The sequence below is a fragment of the Roseixanthobacter finlandensis genome, from assembly GCF_043195105.2.
GTDB lineage: Bacteria > Pseudomonadota > Alphaproteobacteria > Rhizobiales > Xanthobacteraceae > NCEH01.
The window spans coordinates 151,946-169,634 of the sequence record NZ_JBAFWO020000001.1 but is presented as its reverse complement, the minus strand read 5'-3'; the positions used below and the strand labels follow the sequence as shown (position 1 = coordinate 169,634).

Here is a 17,689-nt window from a genome sequence, read left to right as displayed (position 1 = left end):
GAATCAAGCGCGGCGGGTATGGTTAGAAATCACCATTGCGCACTGGCGCCGCGATCATTCGTGACGGCTATCGGGCAATCGAGTCGTGCCGTTCCCACCGTGGAGTGCGGGCGCGATCCGAAGCTGATAGCCGCGCCGAAGCTTGCGATCCAGCCACGTTCCAAGCGCCATGCGCGCATCTTCGCGCTGCGCGTAGAGTTCAGTGCGGCGTTGCCCAAAGCTCCCGATCCGCCCCCATTCGCGCACCATCGCCGTCTCCCCGAATAACGTCGGCTCGATCGACAGCACATAGTAACGCGCCATGTTCTGCGACGCGTCGATACGGTCGAGCACGAGAACCTGAAGCATTGATGGCGAGGGCCGATGATCGTCTAGCATGATGCACAGTCCCACGCGCGTGCGCGCATGGTCCAACGCAATGATTGAATCAGTTGCCCCGTGATCGATTCGTTTTGGTGATGACGGTCGGCTCGGATCAGCCGACGTGACGGCCAGCAGGCTGCGGAGGCAGGGTACGGCCCGCTTCTGACAGAGTTCTGCGACCCCGGCACCCGGGGCTTCCACGGTGAGCCACCCCGCTCTCAATCAGCGCAATTCCTTGGTCTCGGCCATGGCCTTCTGCGATCAACCCGCCAGGGGTCCGCTATGCGCGCATGCGGCCTCTGCGGCTTCGCCTGCGAGGTGATCGCGGCCGTAATCCGGACGCTTCGGGCGCCTGTCGAGCGGGGATGGTCCCCGCCGCAAGACGGGAGCTGATACGATGTCGCAGAACCTCACCCTTGCTCAAGACCACGCCTGGAACCTCGCCAAGACCCTGATGGTCTGCATCACGCTCTTCGAGTCCGACGGCGGCTATGGCGTTCTCCCCTCGGACGAATTCGACGGCGACCCTGCCTCGGTCATTCACGAATATGATCCCTATGCGCGATGAGGCGCTCTCGACGCGGGGCCCCGGCGGGGTCCCCGCGGTCAGGGAATCTGGCTATCCGGTGGCAGCTCCGCCAATCCCTTGATCGCCTCTTTCAGGCGATGGCTACGATACGCGTTGTCGGCAAACCAGAGCTCGATCTCGGCAGGGTCGAGCGTATCGGCATAAGCCGATGTCGGCACTGGACATCCGGACTCCCGGATGGCGCGTATGTTGTGCTGGTAGCGCCGGATCCGCTCCTCCATCGGCAGCTCGGGTCCATGCTTCAGCAATTTGTCCTTCGGCCAGGTCGGCATGGCAGAGCTCCAAACATCCACTCCAGTCAGCGCAACTCGTCGGCCATCTCCGGATGGCGATCGAGCAGCTTGATCAGCTGGCTGGTCGGGCCGCTCGGCTCGACCAGCCCGCGCTCGTATTTGTCGAAGGCGTTCTCGCCGACCTTGAGCAACGCGCCAGCGTCACGCTGGGAGAGGTTCAGCTTGGTGCGCACACGCCGGATCGTCGCCGGCGACGGCGTGCCGTCAACCTGTTCCTTCAGCGTCCGCAGCGCCACGTCAACCACCGCCATGTCCTTGCCGACATGGATGCCGTCGCCCTCGCCGGCCGGATAATAGCCGGGCAGCTCGACCATGAGGCTCACGCCCTTATAGGCCACCACGAACGGCCGCACGCTGCGCGTCAGGATCTCGCCAGTTTCCGGCGCCGTCATGGTGTCGGGAAGCACCGTCTCTTTCATCGCCATGGTCATTTCTCCTTGAACGACATGACCGTGAACTCGGTGATGACGTCCGCCTGGAACTTCACATAGAGCGTCAATCCCCGCGCCGGCACATGATAGACGTCCTGCCAGACGCGATGATCGGCGAACGTTGTCATCGACTTGAAGAACATGCGCCGCTCGATGCCGATAATCGTCTCGACGATGCCACCACGATCGAATCCGAGCGCCGTCGCATCCCGCAGCGCCGATGTCGTCATCGCCAAGCGGTCGACCGACCCCAGTGCCAGTTTGATGGCCTCGAGATCATAGGTCGGCCGCCGCTTCTCCATGGTCGAAATATGCCACCATAAAGGTGGCAGTTCAAGGGCGCGTCCGATGGGGGTCGGACCCCGCTCTATGCCGCCGGCTGCACCGTCTCCACGCAGCCCCGTCCCGGGTCTGCGCCTGCGGTAACGATCGGTCGCGCGGCAGAGGCCAAGCCGCGGATCGCCGGGAAAGGATGGGCGCGGGAGGCAGGCCCTCCAGGAGAGCGAGAGGGTGGCCGGTCCGGCCGTGACGGGTCGAGGGACCAGCGAGAGTGGCTCGCGGCCGGCCCGTCGCGGAGACCCGCCATGGACCATGCAGCCACCCGCCGGCGCCCTGCCCCGAACCGGGCGTCACTCTACCAGGACATCACCGACCGCATCATCGCCGAATTGGAGGCCGGCCGCGTCCCCTGGGTCCAGCCCTGGTCCGCCGCCGCCGCCCCGCTGGCCATGCCGCGAAACGCCACGACGGGGCGAAAATACTCCGGTATCAACATCCTCATTCTCTGGCACACCGTCATCGAGCACGGCTTCAGCACCCAGCACTGGCTCACCTTCCGCCAGGCGCTCGGGCTCGGCGGCAGCGTGCGCAAGGGCGAGCATGGCACCACCGTCGTCTATGCCAGCCGCTTCACGCCGGGCGAGGACAATGCGCGCGGCAGCCGGGACCGTGACGGGCGCGGCGGCATCCCCTTCCTGAAGCGCTTCACCGTCTTCAACGCCGACCAGTGCGACGGTCTCCCCGACACGCTGACGGCGCCGGTGCCCGCTGTTCCCGACGCCGTCGTGCCGCCGGCGATCGACGCCCTCATCAAGGCCAGCGGCGCCGATTTTCGTCTCGGCGGCGACCAGGCCTTTTACGACACCCGGCACGACTACGTCCAAGTGCCACGTCCTGGCGCCTTCCACGTCCCGATCAATTTCGCCCGCACCGCCGCCCATGAGCTGTCGCATTGGACGGGAGCCAGGAAACGTCTCGGGCGCGACCAGAGCGGAGCGTTCGGCTCCAAGCCCTACTTCATCGAGGAATGCGTGGCCGAGCTCTCGGCCGCCTTCGTCTGCGCGTCGCTCGGCATCGTCCCGACCGTTCGGCATGCAGATTATCTCGGCGCGTGGCTGGACATCGTTCGCGAGGACAACCGCGCCATCGTCCGTGCCGCCAGCGCCGCCTCGAAAGCGGCCGACTATCTGCTGGCCTTCCTTCCCGAAGCCGCCAGCCTCGCCGACCAGGACATGGACGGCGCCGAGCAGGAGGCGGCGTGATGCACGGCCTCCCTGTCAAGAACGACCCGGCGGAGCCGCTTCGTATCCTCAGCCTCGGCGCCGGCGTCCAGTCGACCACTCTCGCCCTGATGGCGGCGCATGGCGAAATAGGCCCCCTCCCCCACTGCGCGATCTTTGCCGACACCGGCTGGGAACCACGCGCGATCTATGATCATCTTGCCTGGCTCCGTTCGGAGGCGGTCCTGCCATTTCCGGTGCATGTTGTCGCGGCCGGCAATCTCCGCGAGGATCTCCTGGACGGCGCCCGCGGCCTGCGATGGGCTTCGATTCCCGCTTTCACCCGCACCGTGACGCCCGCTGGCGCCCCGATCGCCGTCTATGGCGAAGATGAGGATGGCGAAGACGTCCAGATCGGCGAGCGGGTCCTCGCGACCGATCTCGTCGACGTCGGCATGATCCGCCGCCAATGCACGTCAGAGTACAAGATCGTGCCCATCCGCAGGAAGGTCCGGGAGCTCGCAGGTCTCACCGGCCGACACTCGCCGAACCACGCTGTCGTCGAACAGTGGATCGGCATCTCGCTAGACGAAGTGGTCCGGATGAAGCCGAGCCGGGAAGCCTGGCAGGTCAATCGCTGGCCCCTGATCGAGCGGCGGATGACTCGCTGGGATTGCCTGCGCTGGCTCGATCGGCACGGATATCCTCGACCGCCGAAGAGCAGCTGCATCGGGTGTCCGTTCCACAGCGACGCCATGTGGCGCGCTCTTCGCGACCACGACGCGGAAGGGTGGCGTGACGCGGTCACCGTCGACCGCGCGATTCGAACAGGCATGCGGGGCATGCGCGCCGAGCTCTACCTCCATCGTTCGGCCGTTCCGCTGGAGCAGGCGGATCTGTCGACCGCCGCCGACCGCGGTCAGCAGGATCTCTTCGCGAACGAATGCGAAGGCCTGTGCGGCGTCTGAGCCGATGATCTCAACTCCGCTTCAATGCGACGAAGCTAAATCACAGCAGGCCGATAATTCTTCTGCCGGCAACGCAATAACATGGCCGGCGGGAACAAATCCAAGTTCGTCACAGAGATCACGGAACGCGATCCGACGTGATTCTTTCTCGGCTTCGGCAGCGACACAGACTTGCACACGCTCGTTCTCGCACAGATCTGAAGGGCTGCAGATTGCGCAGTTCATCCGGTGCAGCGTGCGCTCCCACGCGACCAGCGCCATCAGATAGGCGCGGTGCGCGGCGACGGCGCGCTCCTCCAGGGAACCCGGCTCGGGTGCGACGGCTTTTGCCACGCCTCGGTCTCCCACTCCCAGGGCATGTGTCTGCGGTCCGCCCCCGCAAACATGCCCTCGACCACCCATGATCGGGGAGTTGGAAAACCGAGAGTACCCGGTCCCTACGACCTTTAGCACCCGGGGGCGCCTGGACATACGTCGCAGGCTCCCCGACCGCATGGTCAAGGAATCCGGCGCCGTAACGGCCGGCGCCAAACCGGTACTCTTGGGGTTTCCACGCCCCAGGGCGGCGCGTACCGCCCCGCAGCTTTCATACCGAGTCGGGGCGCTCGGTTCCAGATCGTTGTTCGGCCGTCAACATTTCCGTCGCGGGCGCCGGCCGGGCTGCGGCCGTTCGTGCCCGAGCCGAGAGCGAGAGAGGGGCCGGGTCACTTCGTGACGGATCAGGAGGCGGGGAGAGAGGCTCCCGGCCGGTCCGCCACGGAGAACGAACATGGCACCTGCCATCCAGAAGATCGTCCTGAACGGCGCCCGGGACATCGCCTTCAACAAGCTGATCCTGTCCCAGGCGAATGTTCGCCGGATCAAGGCCGGCGTGAGCGTCGAGGAACTGGCGGAGGATATCGCCCGCCGCAAGCTGTTGCAGAGCCTGAATGTCCGCCCCGTGCTCGACGAGGAGGGAACCGAGACCGGCATGTACGAGGTTCCCGCCGGCGGCCGCCGCTATCGTGCCCTCGAACTCCTCGTGAAGCAGAAGCGCCTCGCCAAGACTGCGTTGGTGCCCTGCGTCGTCGGGGACGCCTCGTCCGGCACCTCGGCGGAGGAGGATTCGCTTGCCGAGAACGTCCAGCGCCAGGCGCTCCACCCGCTCGACCAGTTCCGCAGCTTCAAGGCCCTGATCGACAAGGGCCTTAGCGAGGAGGAGATCGCCGCACGCTTCTTCGTGCCGGTCAATGTCGTCAAGCAGCGGCTGCGGCTCACGACCATCTCGGAAAAGCTGCTCGAGGTCTATGCGGCCGAGGATATGACGCTGGAGCAGCTCACCGCGTTCAGCGTTTCCTCGGACCATGCCCGTCAGGAGCAGATCTGGGACAGCCTGTCCCGTTCCTACAACAAGGAGGCCTATTACATCCGCAGGCTTCTCACCGAGAGCGCGGTGCGCGTCAGCGACCGTCGCGCTCAGTTCGTCGGCCTCGACGCCTATGAAGCGGCCGGCGGCGTGGTGATGCGTGATCTCTTCACCGACGATCATGGCGGCTGGCTGCAGGATCCGGCGCTTCTCGACCGGCTGGTCGACGACAGGCTCAAGGCGGAGGCGCAGACCATCGCGAGCGAGGGCTGGAAATGGGTCTCGGCGGCACTCGACTTCAAGTACGGCTACGCAAACGGCCTGCGCCGTCTGGTCGGCGAACCGATCGACATGTCGGCGGAGGAGCTTGCGAGCTACGAGGCGCTTAAGGCCGAGTTCGACACGCTGAACGAGCAGTATGACAGCGCCGAGGAGCTTCCCGACGAGGTCGATGAGCGCCTTGGTGAACTCGAGACGGCGATCGCGGAATTCGAGGATCGCCCGCTTCGCTACGATCCGGCCGATATCGCCCGAGCTGGCGTGTTCGTCAGCATCGATGCCGATGGTGAGCTCGAAATCGAGCGTGGCTTCGTCAGGCCGGAAGACGAGGCCGCCCCTGATGCAGACGCCGGCACCGCGACCGGGGGCGACAATCCCGGCGCAGGCGCTCGCGCACCTGTCTCGCAGGCGGCGATCACCGTCGGCGGAGCGCCCACGGGCGATGGCGACGGCGTGGAGGCGGAACCGGAAGAGGAGGACACCCTCCGCCCGCTTTCCGAGCGTCTGATCATCGAGCTGACGGCGCATCGCACGTTGGCCCTGCGCGAGGCGGTCGGGGCGGATTTCGACACGGCCTTCCTCGCGGTGCTGCATGTGCTCGTGCTGAACGCCTTCTACCGCTATGCGTCGGACACCTGCGTCGAGATCACCGCCAAGAGCAGCGGCTTCACGGCTCAGGCCCCGGGCCTGAAGGACACGCCGTCCGCCAAGGCGATCGGTGAGCGGCACGAGGAATGGCAGAAGCACCTGCCGGAGAAGTCCGCGGATCTGTGGAACGCCCTGGTCGCTTTCGACGGCGACAGCCGCCAGGCGCTCTTCGCGTACTGCGCGTCGCTCTCGGTGAACGCCGTGCATGAGCCCTGGAACCGCAACAAGGACCGGCAGGCTCACGCCGATCATCTGGCGCGCGCCGTGGCACTGGACATGGCGGCGGTCGGCTGGGTCCCGACGGTCGAGAACTATCTCGGCCGCGTGCCCAAGGTCCGGATCCTCGAGGCGGTGCGCGAGGCGAAGGGGGAGCAATCCGCGCAGCTCATCGACCACCTGAAGAAGGCCGACATGGCAGCCGAAGCTCAACGTCTGCTCGCCGACTCCGGCTGGCTGCCCGAGCCGCTGCGCACGGGCGACGTGGCCGTCGAGGGACCTGATGCGTCGGCCCACGACGCCGGCGACGAGGACCTGCCTGAATTCCTCGCCGGCGACATCGATGCCGACGAAGGCGCGACCGGCGATCCGGACGGCGAACTCGAACACCTCGACGCGGCCGAATGATCCGCTGAGACGTCGGGGCGGCATTGGTCGCCCCGGCTCCTTTCACCCCACCATCCGCAGATGAGCCCGGCCCCGCGCCGGGCTTCGTCGTTTCTGGAGCCCAATCATGTCCGCCAAGGCAATCTACGACACGGCGCCCCTCGGCGCCCTCATCCGGTTCTCCGACGGCACCCCCCGGCCGCCGGCGCGCTTCACCAGGAAGCTTGCAGCATGGCGGCGGTCCAATGGCGTCGGCCGGCTCATCCGCAAGTCCCCGGCCTTCGGAACCGGCCGGTTCAGCGGGATTGCCACCATCACCCTGCATGAGGGCGACATCAGCAGCGCCGATATCGTGCTCGTCATCGTCCATCGCACCCATGGCGTCGACAGCGCCTTGCAGTTCGAGGTCATCGACATTCCCAAAGCCGCCAGGTGGCGCATCGTGCGGCCCTATGGCGAAGCCGTCGAGCTTCTCCATCTCGCCGATGACCGCGCCGCGGCCGACGCTTGGCTCAGGCAGAACCGACACCCCGAGGCCCGCATCGAGCAGATCGACGACTTCGGCGATGCATCCGCCGCCGACGACGCATCGGGGACTCCGGCGCAGGAGGCCGTGTGATGGACTGGTACGCCGACTGCTCCTATCACGCTGAACGCAAGCGCCGGTTCCACGCGACGGCCCGAGCGCGCCTGCGCCAGCTCGTCGCCGAATTGCGCCTTCCTGCCGGCCGCTTCGATCTCCGCTCGAACCAGGGCGGCATCGCCGTCTCGGGCGAAATCACTCTCCATGGCGAGCAGATCTATGTGCAGGTCTGCCAGCCGGCGAGCCGCTGCGACACCGGCATTCTCATCCGGACCTGTCGCGATCGCCGCGACTATACCGGCGGCGCCAATCACTTCGCGCCGCTGTCCCTGCTCGACGACATACCCGCCCTCGCCGCGCAGGTGCGCGCCGTGATGGCGACCCGGCCGAGCCCATCGCACGCCGCCTGATGTCCCATCCCCATCAACCTGCAGCCCGGCAGCGATGCCGGGCCGCTTCCGTTTCAGGAGCACGACGATGCCCGCCTTCACCATCGAGACCACCTATCACCTGCCGGTTTTCCGGCATCAGACATACGAGGCCGAGACGCTCGCGCAGGCCTGCCGTCTGGCCATCGAGGACGATGACTGGTCGCGCGAGCAACGCGACTATGAGAGCGCCGGAGAGACCTATGTGTCCGGCATCTGGCCCGGCGCCGACGCCGCCTATTATGGGGTCGCGTTGCCGGTGCCGACCCACTTCGGCGAGGCCGTCACCCGCAAGGCCGTTCATTTCGAGATCCTGCTCGGGCTGCTGAAACTGCTCGCCCAGGACCGCGATCTCGATGGGCAGGAAAGATCCTACTGGATTCCGCGCGCCCATGCGGCGATCGCCAAGGGCGAAGCGATCCTTGCCGGCGCCCGCGACCCCGATATCGGCGACATCCCGCCGACCGGTTTCGTCGTCGCCCGCGTGATCAACAGCTTCGGCGAACAGGACTACCTGTGCGGCTGGGACCCCGAATGGGGAACACGCGCTTCCCTGTCGATTGCACGGGCGTTTCGCTTTCTCGAGCGCAAGGACGCCGACGCCGCTTGCGAACGTGCTCGCCTGCTGGTGCCGACCTTCGTCGACGGACGACCCGTCGAATACCAAGTGATCCCGGCGCCGCCGTGATCGACCGCGGTTTGTCCTGTGCACACTTCTCCTCAAGCGTCCCCAACCCGCCCGGCTTCGAGCCGGGCTTTTCATTTTCAGGAGCCCATCATGACCAAGGACAACCCTACGCCGATCACGCCGGCCGGCCTCGACGACTGGTCGAGCAAACTCGACGAAAGCCATCGGCAGGCCGTTGATCGTCTCACATCGAACAAGGAGACGCTGTTCAACGCGCTCGCGGCCGCCGGCATCACCAGTGTCGCCGTCAATTTCGACGGCTATGGCGATAGTGGGCAGATCGAGAGCATCGACGCCCTCGCGGGAGCCGAGGCCGTCTCGCTTCCGGACACCCTGGTCGAAATAGCCGGGCTTGCGTGGGGTGAGCCGGAAGCCAGGACGCAGTTGCTGTCGCTGCGGGCCGCCATCGAGGAACTCGCCTACGACTTCCTCGGCCAGACCCATGGCGGATGGCAGGACGGCGACGGCGCCTATGGCGATTTCACATTCGACGTCGAACAGCGGTCGATCAGCCTCGACTACAACGAGCGCTACAGCGCCACCGAAAACTACGTCCACGAGTTCTGAGGAGGCGACGATGGCACATCCCTATCACCACGCCCTGTCCTCGGTGAAGAAATGGGGCGGAACGGTCGAGGACTATCTCGCAATTCATAGCTGGTTCGATGCATCGAAGCAGATCACCGCGGACTTTCGCCACCGCGCCTTGCGGCACCACGCCGAGGGCATCTTCATGGCGGAGACCATTTTCGGCACCACGATCACGCTCTCGACCGGCCGTGTGATCCCGACCCGCTGGGTCGGCGAACAGCACGTTCAGGAGGATCTCGGCTTCATCCCGTCCTTCGCCGATTGGGTTCGGACCATCCGCCCGGAGCCCTGGATGGGGCGCGCGCAGCGCCTTGAACTCCAGGTCGATCCCGCCCTGGCGGCAGCGAGCACGGAGGCGGCCTGATCATGTACGGCACTTATCTTCGGCTCGACATCACCGTTCATGCGAGCTGGCAAGCCGTCGTCCGCGCCGCGTCTCGCAAGCTCGCGCGACAAGCCCGGCACGATCCCGCCAAGCGTGCCCAGCGCAAGCAGTTCTATCGCGTGATGCTCGAACATCACCGCAACGCTCAGGAGCTCGTCCGCACATTCCGCCTGTGACGCGCTCGTCGTCCACCATCGCGATCCGTCGCATCCGCCGATGCGAACACGTCGTCCGTCCTTTCCGCTTCCCGGCCCTCACGCCGGGCTTTTCATTTCAGGAGCAGACCTAATGGCTGACTATCACTCTCCCACGGTGATCCAACCGACCATCCCCAGTGCCGACATGACGGCGCTCGAGCGCTTGATCCTCGGCCACATCTTCGACACCGAGGCGGACGGAGACGGTCTGTACCTCTTCGCCGAGATCGGTCCGAGCGACAGCTTCGAGCTCCCGGTTCCAGACCTTCGGCGTGCGATCGCCGCCTCGGCCGACACCGAGAGTACCGTGAACGCCTATATCTCTGAAAGGATCGCGGCGCTCACCGATGACGACACCCATGTCGAGATCGACCTCAGCGGGATGTCGTGGGAATTCATCCTGCAGGACATCGTCCGGCGCTCGCCGACCCTCGACCATGTCACCGCCATCTCCGCCTTCACCTGCACCCGGATGCGTCCGGACGGTTTCGGTGGCATGGCCGTCGTCATCACGGCTGACGCCATCCGTGGCAAATCCACCAACGACATCGTCGAGGACTTCCTTGGAGACGATGCGCATGATGCCCTCTATGCCGGCACGCATGTTCTTCTTCGTGTCCGCGAGCACGCGGTCAAGGAGCAGATTGCCGAGGCGATCGGGGCCGACCCCGATCTCACCTCGATCAACCCGGACGCGGTGACCGAGAGCGACATTCGCTCCGCCTGTCTCGATGTCGTCGCTTGCAGCGATCTGTCGGAAGAACAAGGCGCCGCCGAGTTTCGCGCGGCGGTCGCGGCCATTCGTGCCGCCGAGAGGCGCGATCAGGCGCCCGGCTGACCTCCCCTTCCCTGCTCACGCCTCCGTTTGCGCCCGGCCACTGTGCCGGGCTTTTGATTCAGGAGACCTGCCATGGCTATACCCGACCATGCACGCGCGAACTTCCAGACGCTCCTGCGGGCCGCCCGCGACGGAAACCTCGCTTTGCTGGAATGTGCTGACGCGGTGACCGGTGCGCCGCGATACGTGATCTGTGCCGTCGGTCGCGACGGCGCCGACTTCACGATGACCCCCTTTGGTCGTCTCGCCGATGCGGACCCCTACGACGCCTATCTGCCGCCTCTCGAACCGCCGGCGACGTCGCCGTCGACCTGACGCGCCCGCAACAGGTCCTGTCTGGACGCCGCACTTTGCGGGTCAACGGACACGCCGTTTCCGCCCCGACCATGAGGTCGAGCGTGACCTGCAAAGCCTGGCTGCGTCCCGCCGACATGCCGTTGCAGCGCGGATCAGGAGGTGACGGCGATGTGCAAGGTTCTCAACAAGCACAAGGTCGGCGTCCCGCACGGCGCCATCTATATCGGCCGCGGGACAAAGTGGGGCAATCCATTCAGGATTGGCCCCGATGGCGATCGTGCGACCGTCATCGCGAAACATGAGCGCTGGCTGCATGACCAGCATCATCTTCTTCGAGCTCTCGACGAGCTTCGCGGTCACGATCTCGTCTGCTTCTGCGCGCCGGCAGCGTGCCATGGCGACCTCCTGCTGCGGCTCGCCAGCGCGACGCGCGAGGAGCGCATCGCCTGGTGGCGCCAGGCGGCCTAACGCCGCCGATTCATCACGTACCCATGGAGGCGTCCCCGCTGTTCCGGCGCGATCCGGCATAGTTCCGGTTCCGGCATACCGTCTGTCCTGGCGGTCATCTTGCCCATGCCCCGTGTATGAGCCGTGGCCATCCCTTCCATTGCCACCTTGGTAGCGGTCTCGCCGGCTGTGTCGGTCAACCCGCGAGGGGTTCCCCTCGTCTACTCGGTGACCGCGCCGTCCAGCCCTCTCCTATGGCGTCATCGGGAATGACCCCGACCAATTTCAGAAAGACTGGATCATGAGCAGGACGACCATGCAGACGCCGCCGTACCATCCCGACGATATCGCAGTGTGGCCGGATGGGGCGTGGGCGACGCTCGGAGAGGTGTGGCGCGGCGAGTTCAGCCACCGATCCGACGACTTCGAAATTGTCCGTCTCGAAGATGTCGCGAGGCTGAAAGAGCTTGGCCTGGCTGATGACTTCGATGTTTCCTGACCCGCCGCGCGCTGGCCGCCGCCAAGTGCCGCGGCCAGGCGTGCCGACCCGAGAGTGAGAGAAAGGCCGGAACGGGGGGATCCGGCCGGGACTGAGAGAGAGCGACCGGCGGATTGCCCGTCCCAGCTCTCCCGGATCGTCCCACATGAACGGCCTTTCCCCCTCGTCTGCAGCGGGTGCCGCTGTATCTCCGGCTCCCGCCTCGTCCGCCCCATTGACTGCAGCCCAAATTCTTGCGGCCGCCGAGTTCCTTCTGCCAGAGCTCGCACGCGGGCGCCGCATCACCACCCCCATTCTCCGCAGTGCGATGGAGGCGGCCACCGGCGGCTCGGATTCGGATGGCAGGTGGCTCTGGCGCGACGCCTATGAGGCCTGCGAGGCCGCGCAGGTCCTGTTCCTGCGCAAGTATGGCCCGGCCATGCGCCGGCAGGCGGCAAAGCCCGCGGCGCTTCTCGCGATGCTCTCGCGCGTCGCGGCGCTGCTGCCGACCCAGACCCGTCGCTCCGAGGAAAGCCAGAGCTTTCAGCAGTTCTCGACGCCGATCGACCTCGGCTTCGTCGCGGCTGTTGCCGCTGGCGTCACGGACGGGGACGTCGTGCTCGAACCCTCGGCCGGCACCGGGCTCCTCGCCATTCTTGCGGAGCAGCCTGGCGTGAGCATGATGCTCAACGAGCTTGCCGCGACGCGCGCGGATCTGCTCGGGATGCTGTTTCCTTCGGTCACGGTCACGCACCACGATGCGGCCCAGATCGATGATCGGCTCGACGAGGGCAGTGGCCCCACCGTCGTCCTGATGAACCCGCCATTCTCCGTTGCCGCTCATGTCGATGGGACAGTGCGGGACGCCGCGTTCCAGCATCTCGTGTCTGCCTTCGCGAGGTTGAGGGACGGCGGCCGACTGGTCGCGATCACCGGAGCGAGCATGGCGCCGGATGCGCCACGGTGGCGCGACGGCTTCATCCGCCTCCAGGAACGTGGGCGCGTCGTGTTCTCCGCAGCCATTGACGGCCGCGTCTACGCGCCTCACGGCACGACGATCGAGACGAGGCTGACGGTCATCGACAAGGTGCCAGCCGAGGATGCGAGCGCGTTTCCGGTCTCGCCCGGTGCCGCGTCCGACGTCGGCATGCTGCTGGACTGGATCGCCGAGCGGCTGCCGAAGCGCGCGCCCATTGGGATGGCGGCGGCTCGCTCGTCCTCCCCGTCGATCGTCAGGCAGCCGCGCCAGATCCCATCGACCGCGTCGCGTCCACTTCGTTCGACCATGCTGCCGGCGCCTGACGAGCCGGTTGTCGAGCTCGCATACGAGACCGTGGATTGGGCGCCGACCGAGCGCGGCAGCCTCTCGGACGCGATCTATGAGGGCTACGCGCTGCAATCGATCCGGATTCCGGACGCGATGCCGCATCCGACCCTTCTGGTGCAATCGGCGGCAATGGCCTCGGTCGCGCCGCCCAAGCCGGCCTGTCGCCCGCGGCTCCCCGCGAAAGTGATCACCGAGGGCCTGCTCTCCGACGCGCAGCTGGAGAGCGTGATCTATGCCGGCGAGGCCCATGCGGGTCATCTCGCGGGGTCCTGGACGGTCGATGCGACCTATGACGTGGTCGCCGCGGCGCCAGACGATGCCGAGAACGCGGTTCGTTTCAGGCGCGGCTGGTTCCTCGGCGACGGGACGGGGGCCGGTAAGGGCCGCCAGGTCGCCGGCGTCCTGCTCGACAATTGGCTGCACGGCCGTCGGCGCGCCGTCTGGGTCTCGAAGTCGGACAAGCTGCTGGAAGATGCGCAGCGCGACTGGTCGGCCCTCGGCCAGGAACGTCTCCTGGTCACGCCACTGTCGCGGTTTCGCCAGGGCTCGGCGATCCGCCTCGACGAAGGCATCCTGTTCACCACCTACGCCACGATCCGCTCGCAGGAGCGCGAGGGTAAGGTCAGCCGCGTCCAGCAGATCGTCGACTGGCTCGGCAAGGACTTCGATGGCGTGATCGTGTTCGACGAGGCCCACGCCATGGCCAACGCCGCCGGCGGCAAGACCGAGCGCGGCGACCAGGCGGCCTCGCAGCAGGGCAAGGCCGGACTGCGGCTGCAGCACGCGTTGCCGGACGCCCGCATCCTCTACGTCTCGGCGACGGGCGCGACGACCGTCGAGAACCTGGCCTACGCCCAGCGCCTCGGCCTGTGGGGCGGCACCGACTTCCCCTTCGCCAATCGCGCGGAATTCGTCGCCGCCATCGAAGACGGTGGCGTCGCCGCGATGGAGGTGCTGGCGCGCGACCTGAAGGCGCTCGGGCTCTACGCCGCGCGGTCGCTCTCCTATGAGGGCGTCGAATATGAGCTCGTCGAGCATCAGCTCACCCCCGATCAGATCCGCATCTACGATGCTTATGCCGGCGCCTTCCAGATCATCCACAACAACCTGCGCGCGGCGATGGAAGCCTCGAACATCCGCTCGAGCAAGGGCACGCTCAATGGCCAGGCGATGTCGGCCGCGCTCTCGGCGTTTGAAAGTTCGAAGCAGCGCTTCTTTAGCCACCTCATTACCGCGATGAAAACCCCGAGCCTGATCGCTGCCGTCGATCAGGATCTCGCCGCTGGCCACGCGGCGGTTATTCAGATCGTGTCGACCGGCGAGGCTCTGCTCGAGCGACGGCTCGCCGAGATCCCGACCGAGGACTGGGGCGATATCCAGGTCGACGTGACGCCGAGGGAATACGTGCTGGACTATCTCCAGCATTCCTTTCCGACGCAGCTTTTTCAGCCTTTCACGGACAGCGAGGGCAATCTGTCGTCGCGGCCGGTCTTCGAGGATGGCCATCCGGTGCAATGCCGCGAGGCCGTGGCGCGCCGCGACCGGATGATCGAGCATCTCGCGGGGCTCGATCCCGTCCAGAGCGCACTCGATCAGATCATCCAGCGCTTCGGGACGGATATTGTCGCAGAGGTCACCGGCCGGTCCCGCCGTATCGTGCGCAAGGCCGGCAAGGACGGCCTCGATCGCCTTGCCGTCGAAAATCGCCCGGGCTCCGCAAACCTCGCCGAGACGCAGGCGTTCATGGACGACGACAAGCGCATCCTCGTCTTCTCCGATGCGGGCGGCACCGGCCGCAGCTACCACGCCGAACTCTCGGCGCGGAACCGGCGCCTGCGCGTCCACTACCTCCTCGAGGCCGGGTGGAAAGCCGACACGGCCATCCAGGGCCTCGGGCGGACGAACCGCACCAATCAGGCGCAGCCGCCTCTCTTCCGTCCGGTTGCGACCAATGTGAAGGCGGAAAAGCGCTTCCTGTCGACGATCGCGCGCCGGCTCGACACGCTCGGCGCCATCACCAAGGGCCAGCGCCAGACCGGCGGCCAGGGCCTGTTCCGCGCCGATGACAATCTCGAATCGGCTTACGCGAAAGCGGCGCTGCGGCAATTCTATCTGCGCCTCCTCACTGGCAAGATCGACGGGTGCTCGCTGCAGCAGTTCGAGAGCGCCACGGGCCTTTCGCTGACCGATAGCGACGGATCGATCCGGGAGGAGCTGCCGGCGATCACCACCTTCCTGAACCGTTTGCTCGCTCTGACCATCGGCACGCAAAACCTGCTCTTCGATGTCTTCGAGACCATCCTGGTGGCGAAGATCGAGGGGGCCATTGCCTCGGGTCACTACGACGCCGGCGTCGAGACCGTGCGGGCCGACAGCATGGTCGTCGCCAAGCGCCGCACCGTCTACGTCCATGACGCCTCCGGCGCCGAAACCCGCGTCTTCACGATCGCGCGGAAGGATCGCAACGAGCCGATGTCGCTCGACGAGGCGTTGCAGCGCGTTGCCGAGCGTGATGCCAGGCTGCTGATCAATGCCAAGTCGAACCGCGCCGCCGTCCAGGTTTCCGCTGCGAGCCTGATGCTCGACGACGGCGAGGTGGAGCGCCGCGTCCGCCTGCTGCGGCCGACGGAGCGGCATGCGATCGGCCTCGACGCGCTGTCGCAGACGCATTGGGAGGAAGCGGATCGCGAGAGCTTCGTTGCGGCCTGGTCTGCCGAGATCGCGGACCTGCCGGAGTTCACGACGTCGACGTTTCATGTCGTCACCGGCCTTCTGCTCCCGATCTGGAAGCGAATCCCCGACGAGACCTGCAAGGTCTACCGCCTGCAGACCGATGACGGCGAGCGCGTCATCGGCCGGCTGATTTCGCCGGCGGCACTCTCGACGCTCTATCGCAATCTTGGCCAGGATGGCGCGCCGACGCTCACCACAGGGGAAGCATGGGAGGCGGTCTCGGCCGGCCGCGCCGTCCTGCAACTTGCCGACGGGCTCCAGCTTCGCCGGGTGCGCGTGATGAACGATCATCGCGTCGAGCTCACCGGGTTCACTGAGGGCATGCGGGACCGGCTCCGCGCGATGGGCCTTTTCAGCGAGATCATCGCCTGGAAGCTGCGCTTCTTCGTCCCGGTCGGCGTGTCGGGCTTCGATGTCGTTGGCCGGCTGCTGGATCGCCACCCGCTCACGACGGTCATCGACCGCGCGGCCGCTTGATCGGAGGCCGTCACGATGTCCTCCGCCAACTCGACCTCCGAGCTGGCACGCCGCCTCGCGCATCACGCCGAAGCGGTGTGCCGGCATTATCTCCGTGCCGGTCACAAGGAAGGTCGCTATTGGCTTGTCGGCGACACGCTCGGCACGCCGGGGCGATCCCTCTATGTCAGGCTCAGCGGCCCCGACTACGGCAAGGGTGCTGCCGGCAAGTGGACCGATGGCGCAACCGGTGAGCATGGCGACCTGCTGGATCTGATCGCACTCAACCGTGGCCTCACCGACATCCGCGACGCCAAGGATGAAGCGCGGGCTTTCCTCAGCCTGCCCCTGCCGGAGCCCCCTCCCCTATCTGGATCACGATTTTCGTCGAAGCCGCGCAATACAGCCGAGGCGGCACGGCGTCTGTTCGCCATGGCGCGCCCGATCGCCGACACGTGGGCCGATGGTTACCTGAAGCACCGTAGCATCGCCTCAGCGATCGTCGATGACCGGTTCCTTCGTTTCCATCCGCATTGCTATTATCGCGACCATGATGATGCACCGACACGCACGTTCCCGGCTCTGATCGCAGCCGTCACCGACGATCGCGGACGCATCACCGGCGTGCATCGCACCTGGCTTCATCCCTACGACATTGGCGAGAAAGCGCCGGTCGCGTCGCAGCGGCGGGCGATGGGAGACCTTCTCGGCAACGGCGTTCGCTTCGGCATGCGCTCCGACGAATCCAACCCGGTGATGGCGGCCGGCGAAGGCGTCGAGACCATGATGTCGCTGCGCATGGTCATGCCCAGGATGCCGATGATCGCTGGCCTGTCGGCCAACCACCTTGCCGCGATCCAGCTCCCGCCTTCGCTGGGGCGTCTCTACGTCGCTGTCGATGCTGATCCTGCCGGACGCAGTGGGATGGAACGGTTGAGCCGGCGTGCGCGGCAGCTCGGGATCGAGGTTCTGACGCTGTCGCCGAGGCTGGGCGATTTCAACGAAGACCTTCGACGGCTCGGCAGCCCCAGTCTCACTGAGGATCTGGGGTCTCAACTCGTCCCGCAGGACGGAGCGCGGTTCCTGCTCGCGGCGTGACGGAATGCGCCGGGAGGGGAAGAGGTGCGCGGCATCGGGGAGCCGGTCGTGCTGATCGCAGGAGATTGTCCCTTGGCGAGAGAGGGCCGCATCCATGGCCTTCTAGAGGGCGAGTGGGCGTCAGA

General features: G+C 66.3%; 21 protein-coding genes. 16 read left to right on the top strand and 5 right to left on the bottom strand.

Annotated elements, in window-relative coordinates; genetic code table 11:
- Nucleotides 1-54: 54 nt before the first annotated feature.
- A complete protein-coding gene (locus V5G24_RS25580) occupies nt 55-348 on the bottom strand; it encodes a WGR domain-containing protein (RefSeq protein WP_213375365.1) in 294 nt (97 codons plus the stop codon).
- Nucleotides 349-760: 412 nt separating this feature from the next.
- Here V5G24_RS25580 and V5G24_RS25575 point away from each other — a divergent pair, with 412 nt between their 5' ends.
- The gene (locus V5G24_RS25575; protein ID WP_213375234.1) at nt 761-931 is read left to right on the top strand and encodes a hypothetical protein; all 171 of its coding nucleotides are present in this window, start codon (nt 761-763) and stop codon (nt 929-931) included.
- A 38-nt stretch (nt 932-969) separates the two neighbouring features.
- Here V5G24_RS25575 and V5G24_RS25570 read toward each other — a convergent pair whose 3' ends face one another.
- Genes V5G24_RS25570 through V5G24_RS25560 form a run of 3 tightly spaced genes read right to left on the bottom strand, consistent with a single transcriptional unit; the run spans nt 970 to nt 1,978 of the window.
- Nucleotides 970-1,224 (bottom strand): hypothetical protein, encoded by a 255-nt coding sequence (locus V5G24_RS25570; RefSeq protein ID WP_394085367.1) that lies wholly within the window; start codon nt 1,222-1,224, stop codon nt 970-972.
- Nucleotides 1,225-1,250: 26 nt separating this feature from the next.
- Nucleotides 1,251-1,670 (bottom strand): type II toxin-antitoxin system MqsA family antitoxin, encoded by a 420-nt coding sequence (locus V5G24_RS25565; RefSeq protein ID WP_213375230.1) that lies wholly within the window; start codon nt 1,668-1,670, stop codon nt 1,251-1,253.
- A gap of 2 nt (nt 1,671-1,672) precedes the next feature.
- Nucleotides 1,673-1,978, bottom strand: a complete 306-nt coding sequence (locus V5G24_RS25560) for a type II toxin-antitoxin system MqsR family toxin (RefSeq protein WP_213375363.1) — start codon at nt 1,976-1,978, stop codon at nt 1,673-1,675.
- A 282-nt stretch (nt 1,979-2,260) separates the two neighbouring features.
- Between V5G24_RS25560 and V5G24_RS25555 the strand changes: the two genes are divergently transcribed.
- Complete coding sequence (locus V5G24_RS25555) at nt 2,261-3,217, top strand: ArdC family protein (RefSeq protein ID WP_394085368.1); 957 nt, start codon at nt 2,261-2,263, stop codon at nt 3,215-3,217.
- Nucleotides 3,217-4,143, top strand: a complete 927-nt coding sequence (locus V5G24_RS25550) for a hypothetical protein (RefSeq protein ID WP_394085382.1) — start codon at nt 3,217-3,219, stop codon at nt 4,141-4,143. Before V5G24_RS25555 ends, V5G24_RS25550 begins: the two co-directional genes overlap by 1 nt.
- A gap of 21 nt (nt 4,144-4,164) precedes the next feature.
- Here V5G24_RS25550 and V5G24_RS25545 read toward each other — a convergent pair whose 3' ends face one another.
- A complete protein-coding gene (locus V5G24_RS25545; protein ID WP_394085369.1) occupies nt 4,165-4,476 on the bottom strand; it encodes a transcriptional repressor TraM in 312 nt (103 codons plus the stop codon).
- 436 nt (nt 4,477-4,912) lie between these two features.
- Here V5G24_RS25545 and V5G24_RS25540 point away from each other — a divergent pair, with 436 nt between their 5' ends.
- The 13 genes from V5G24_RS25540 to V5G24_RS25480 all read left to right on the top strand — a co-directional run bounded on the left by V5G24_RS25540 (nt 4,913) and on the right by V5G24_RS25480 (nt 17,564).
- On the top strand, nt 4,913-7,039 hold the full coding sequence (locus V5G24_RS25540) for a ParB/RepB/Spo0J family partition protein (RefSeq protein WP_394085370.1): 2,127 nt from the start codon (nt 4,913-4,915) through the stop codon (nt 7,037-7,039).
- A gap of 106 nt (nt 7,040-7,145) precedes the next feature.
- Complete coding sequence (locus V5G24_RS25535; RefSeq protein ID WP_394085371.1) at nt 7,146-7,637, top strand: UCP036055 family protein; 492 nt, start codon at nt 7,146-7,148, stop codon at nt 7,635-7,637.
- Nucleotides 7,637-8,011 (top strand): hypothetical protein, encoded by a 375-nt coding sequence (locus V5G24_RS25530; protein ID WP_394085372.1) that lies wholly within the window; start codon nt 7,637-7,639, stop codon nt 8,009-8,011. The genes V5G24_RS25535 and V5G24_RS25530 overlap by 1 nt, the downstream gene beginning before the upstream one ends.
- 67 nt (nt 8,012-8,078) lie before the next feature.
- Nucleotides 8,079-8,717 carry a hypothetical protein gene (locus V5G24_RS25525; protein ID WP_394085373.1) on the top strand — a complete coding sequence of 213 codons (639 nt, stop codon included), beginning with the start codon at nt 8,079-8,081 and terminating at the stop codon, nt 8,715-8,717.
- A gap of 90 nt (nt 8,718-8,807) precedes the next feature.
- Nucleotides 8,808-9,284 carry a DUF6878 family protein gene (locus V5G24_RS25520; protein ID WP_394085374.1) on the top strand — a complete coding sequence of 159 codons (477 nt, stop codon included), beginning with the start codon at nt 8,808-8,810 and terminating at the stop codon, nt 9,282-9,284.
- A gap of 10 nt (nt 9,285-9,294) precedes the next feature.
- Nucleotides 9,295-9,672, top strand: coding sequence for a DUF6915 family protein (locus V5G24_RS25515; RefSeq protein WP_213375361.1), 378 nt, complete (start codon nt 9,295-9,297; stop codon nt 9,670-9,672).
- 2 nt (nt 9,673-9,674) lie between these two features.
- On the top strand, nt 9,675-9,869 hold the full coding sequence (locus V5G24_RS25510) for a hypothetical protein (protein WP_213375218.1): 195 nt from the start codon (nt 9,675-9,677) through the stop codon (nt 9,867-9,869).
- Between the two features lie 112 nt (nt 9,870-9,981).
- Nucleotides 9,982-10,728, top strand: a complete 747-nt coding sequence (locus tag V5G24_RS25505) for a hypothetical protein (RefSeq protein WP_394085375.1) — start codon at nt 9,982-9,984, stop codon at nt 10,726-10,728.
- Nucleotides 10,729-10,800: 72 nt separating this feature from the next.
- The gene (locus V5G24_RS25500) at nt 10,801-11,043 is read left to right on the top strand and encodes a DUF6117 family protein (protein ID WP_394015641.1); all 243 of its coding nucleotides are present in this window, start codon (nt 10,801-10,803) and stop codon (nt 11,041-11,043) included.
- A 150-nt stretch (nt 11,044-11,193) separates the two neighbouring features.
- The gene (locus tag V5G24_RS25495) at nt 11,194-11,493 is read left to right on the top strand and encodes a DUF4326 domain-containing protein (RefSeq protein ID WP_394015642.1); all 300 of its coding nucleotides are present in this window, start codon (nt 11,194-11,196) and stop codon (nt 11,491-11,493) included.
- 280 nt (nt 11,494-11,773) lie between these two features.
- Nucleotides 11,774-11,971: a hypothetical protein gene (locus V5G24_RS25490; RefSeq protein ID WP_394085376.1), complete on the top strand. Its 198-nt coding sequence runs from the start codon at nt 11,774-11,776 to the stop codon at nt 11,969-11,971.
- A gap of 145 nt (nt 11,972-12,116) precedes the next feature.
- A complete protein-coding gene (locus V5G24_RS25485; RefSeq protein WP_394085377.1) occupies nt 12,117-16,487 on the top strand; it encodes a strawberry notch-like NTP hydrolase domain-containing protein in 4,371 nt (1,456 codons plus the stop codon).
- Between the two features lie 15 nt (nt 16,488-16,502).
- A complete protein-coding gene (locus V5G24_RS25480) occupies nt 16,503-17,564 on the top strand; it encodes a DUF7146 domain-containing protein (protein WP_394015645.1) in 1,062 nt (353 codons plus the stop codon).
- The last annotated feature ends 125 nt before the right edge of the window (nt 17,565-17,689 follow it).

Bases quoted from the DNA above. Each gene is read 5' to 3' on its own strand.
- V5G24_RS25575 (WP_213375234.1), top strand. From the start codon at position 761: ATGTCGCAGAACCTCACCCTTGCTCAAGACCACGCCTGGAACCTCGCC.
- V5G24_RS25520 (WP_394085374.1), top strand. From the start codon at position 8,808: ATGACCAAGGACAACCCTACGCCGATCACGCCGGCCGGCCTCGACGAC.
- V5G24_RS25505 (WP_394085375.1), top strand. From the start codon at position 9,982: ATGGCTGACTATCACTCTCCCACGGTGATCCAACCGACCATCCCCAGT.
- V5G24_RS25580 (WP_213375365.1), bottom strand. From the start codon at position 348: ATGCTTCAGGTTCTCGTGCTCGACCGTATCGACGCGTCGCAGAACATG.
- V5G24_RS25560 (WP_213375363.1), bottom strand. From the start codon at position 1,978: ATGGAGAAGCGGCGGCCGACCTATGATCTCGAGGCCATCAAACTGGCA.
- V5G24_RS25570 (WP_394085367.1), bottom strand. From the start codon at position 1,224: ATGCCGACCTGGCCGAAGGACAAATTGCTGAAGCATGGACCCGAGCTG.
- V5G24_RS25485 (WP_394085377.1), top strand. From the start codon at position 12,117: ATGAACGGCCTTTCCCCCTCGTCTGCAGCGGGTGCCGCTGTATCTCCG.
- V5G24_RS25530 (WP_394085372.1), top strand. From the start codon at position 7,637: ATGGACTGGTACGCCGACTGCTCCTATCACGCTGAACGCAAGCGCCGG.
- V5G24_RS25525 (WP_394085373.1), top strand. From the start codon at position 8,079: ATGCCCGCCTTCACCATCGAGACCACCTATCACCTGCCGGTTTTCCGG.
- V5G24_RS25490 (WP_394085376.1), top strand. From the start codon at position 11,774: ATGAGCAGGACGACCATGCAGACGCCGCCGTACCATCCCGACGATATC.
- V5G24_RS25555 (WP_394085368.1), top strand. From the start codon at position 2,261: ATGGACCATGCAGCCACCCGCCGGCGCCCTGCCCCGAACCGGGCGTCA.
- V5G24_RS25480 (WP_394015645.1), top strand. From the start codon at position 16,503: ATGTCCTCCGCCAACTCGACCTCCGAGCTGGCACGCCGCCTCGCGCAT.
- V5G24_RS25550 (WP_394085382.1), top strand. From the start codon at position 3,217: ATGCACGGCCTCCCTGTCAAGAACGACCCGGCGGAGCCGCTTCGTATC.
- V5G24_RS25565 (WP_213375230.1), bottom strand. From the start codon at position 1,670: ATGGCGATGAAAGAGACGGTGCTTCCCGACACCATGACGGCGCCGGAA.
- V5G24_RS25495 (WP_394015642.1), top strand. From the start codon at position 11,194: ATGTGCAAGGTTCTCAACAAGCACAAGGTCGGCGTCCCGCACGGCGCC.
- V5G24_RS25510 (WP_213375218.1), top strand. From the start codon at position 9,675: ATGTACGGCACTTATCTTCGGCTCGACATCACCGTTCATGCGAGCTGG.
- V5G24_RS25535 (WP_394085371.1), top strand. From the start codon at position 7,146: ATGTCCGCCAAGGCAATCTACGACACGGCGCCCCTCGGCGCCCTCATC.
- V5G24_RS25540 (WP_394085370.1), top strand. From the start codon at position 4,913: ATGGCACCTGCCATCCAGAAGATCGTCCTGAACGGCGCCCGGGACATC.
- V5G24_RS25515 (WP_213375361.1), top strand. From the start codon at position 9,295: ATGGCACATCCCTATCACCACGCCCTGTCCTCGGTGAAGAAATGGGGC.
- V5G24_RS25500 (WP_394015641.1), top strand. From the start codon at position 10,801: ATGGCTATACCCGACCATGCACGCGCGAACTTCCAGACGCTCCTGCGG.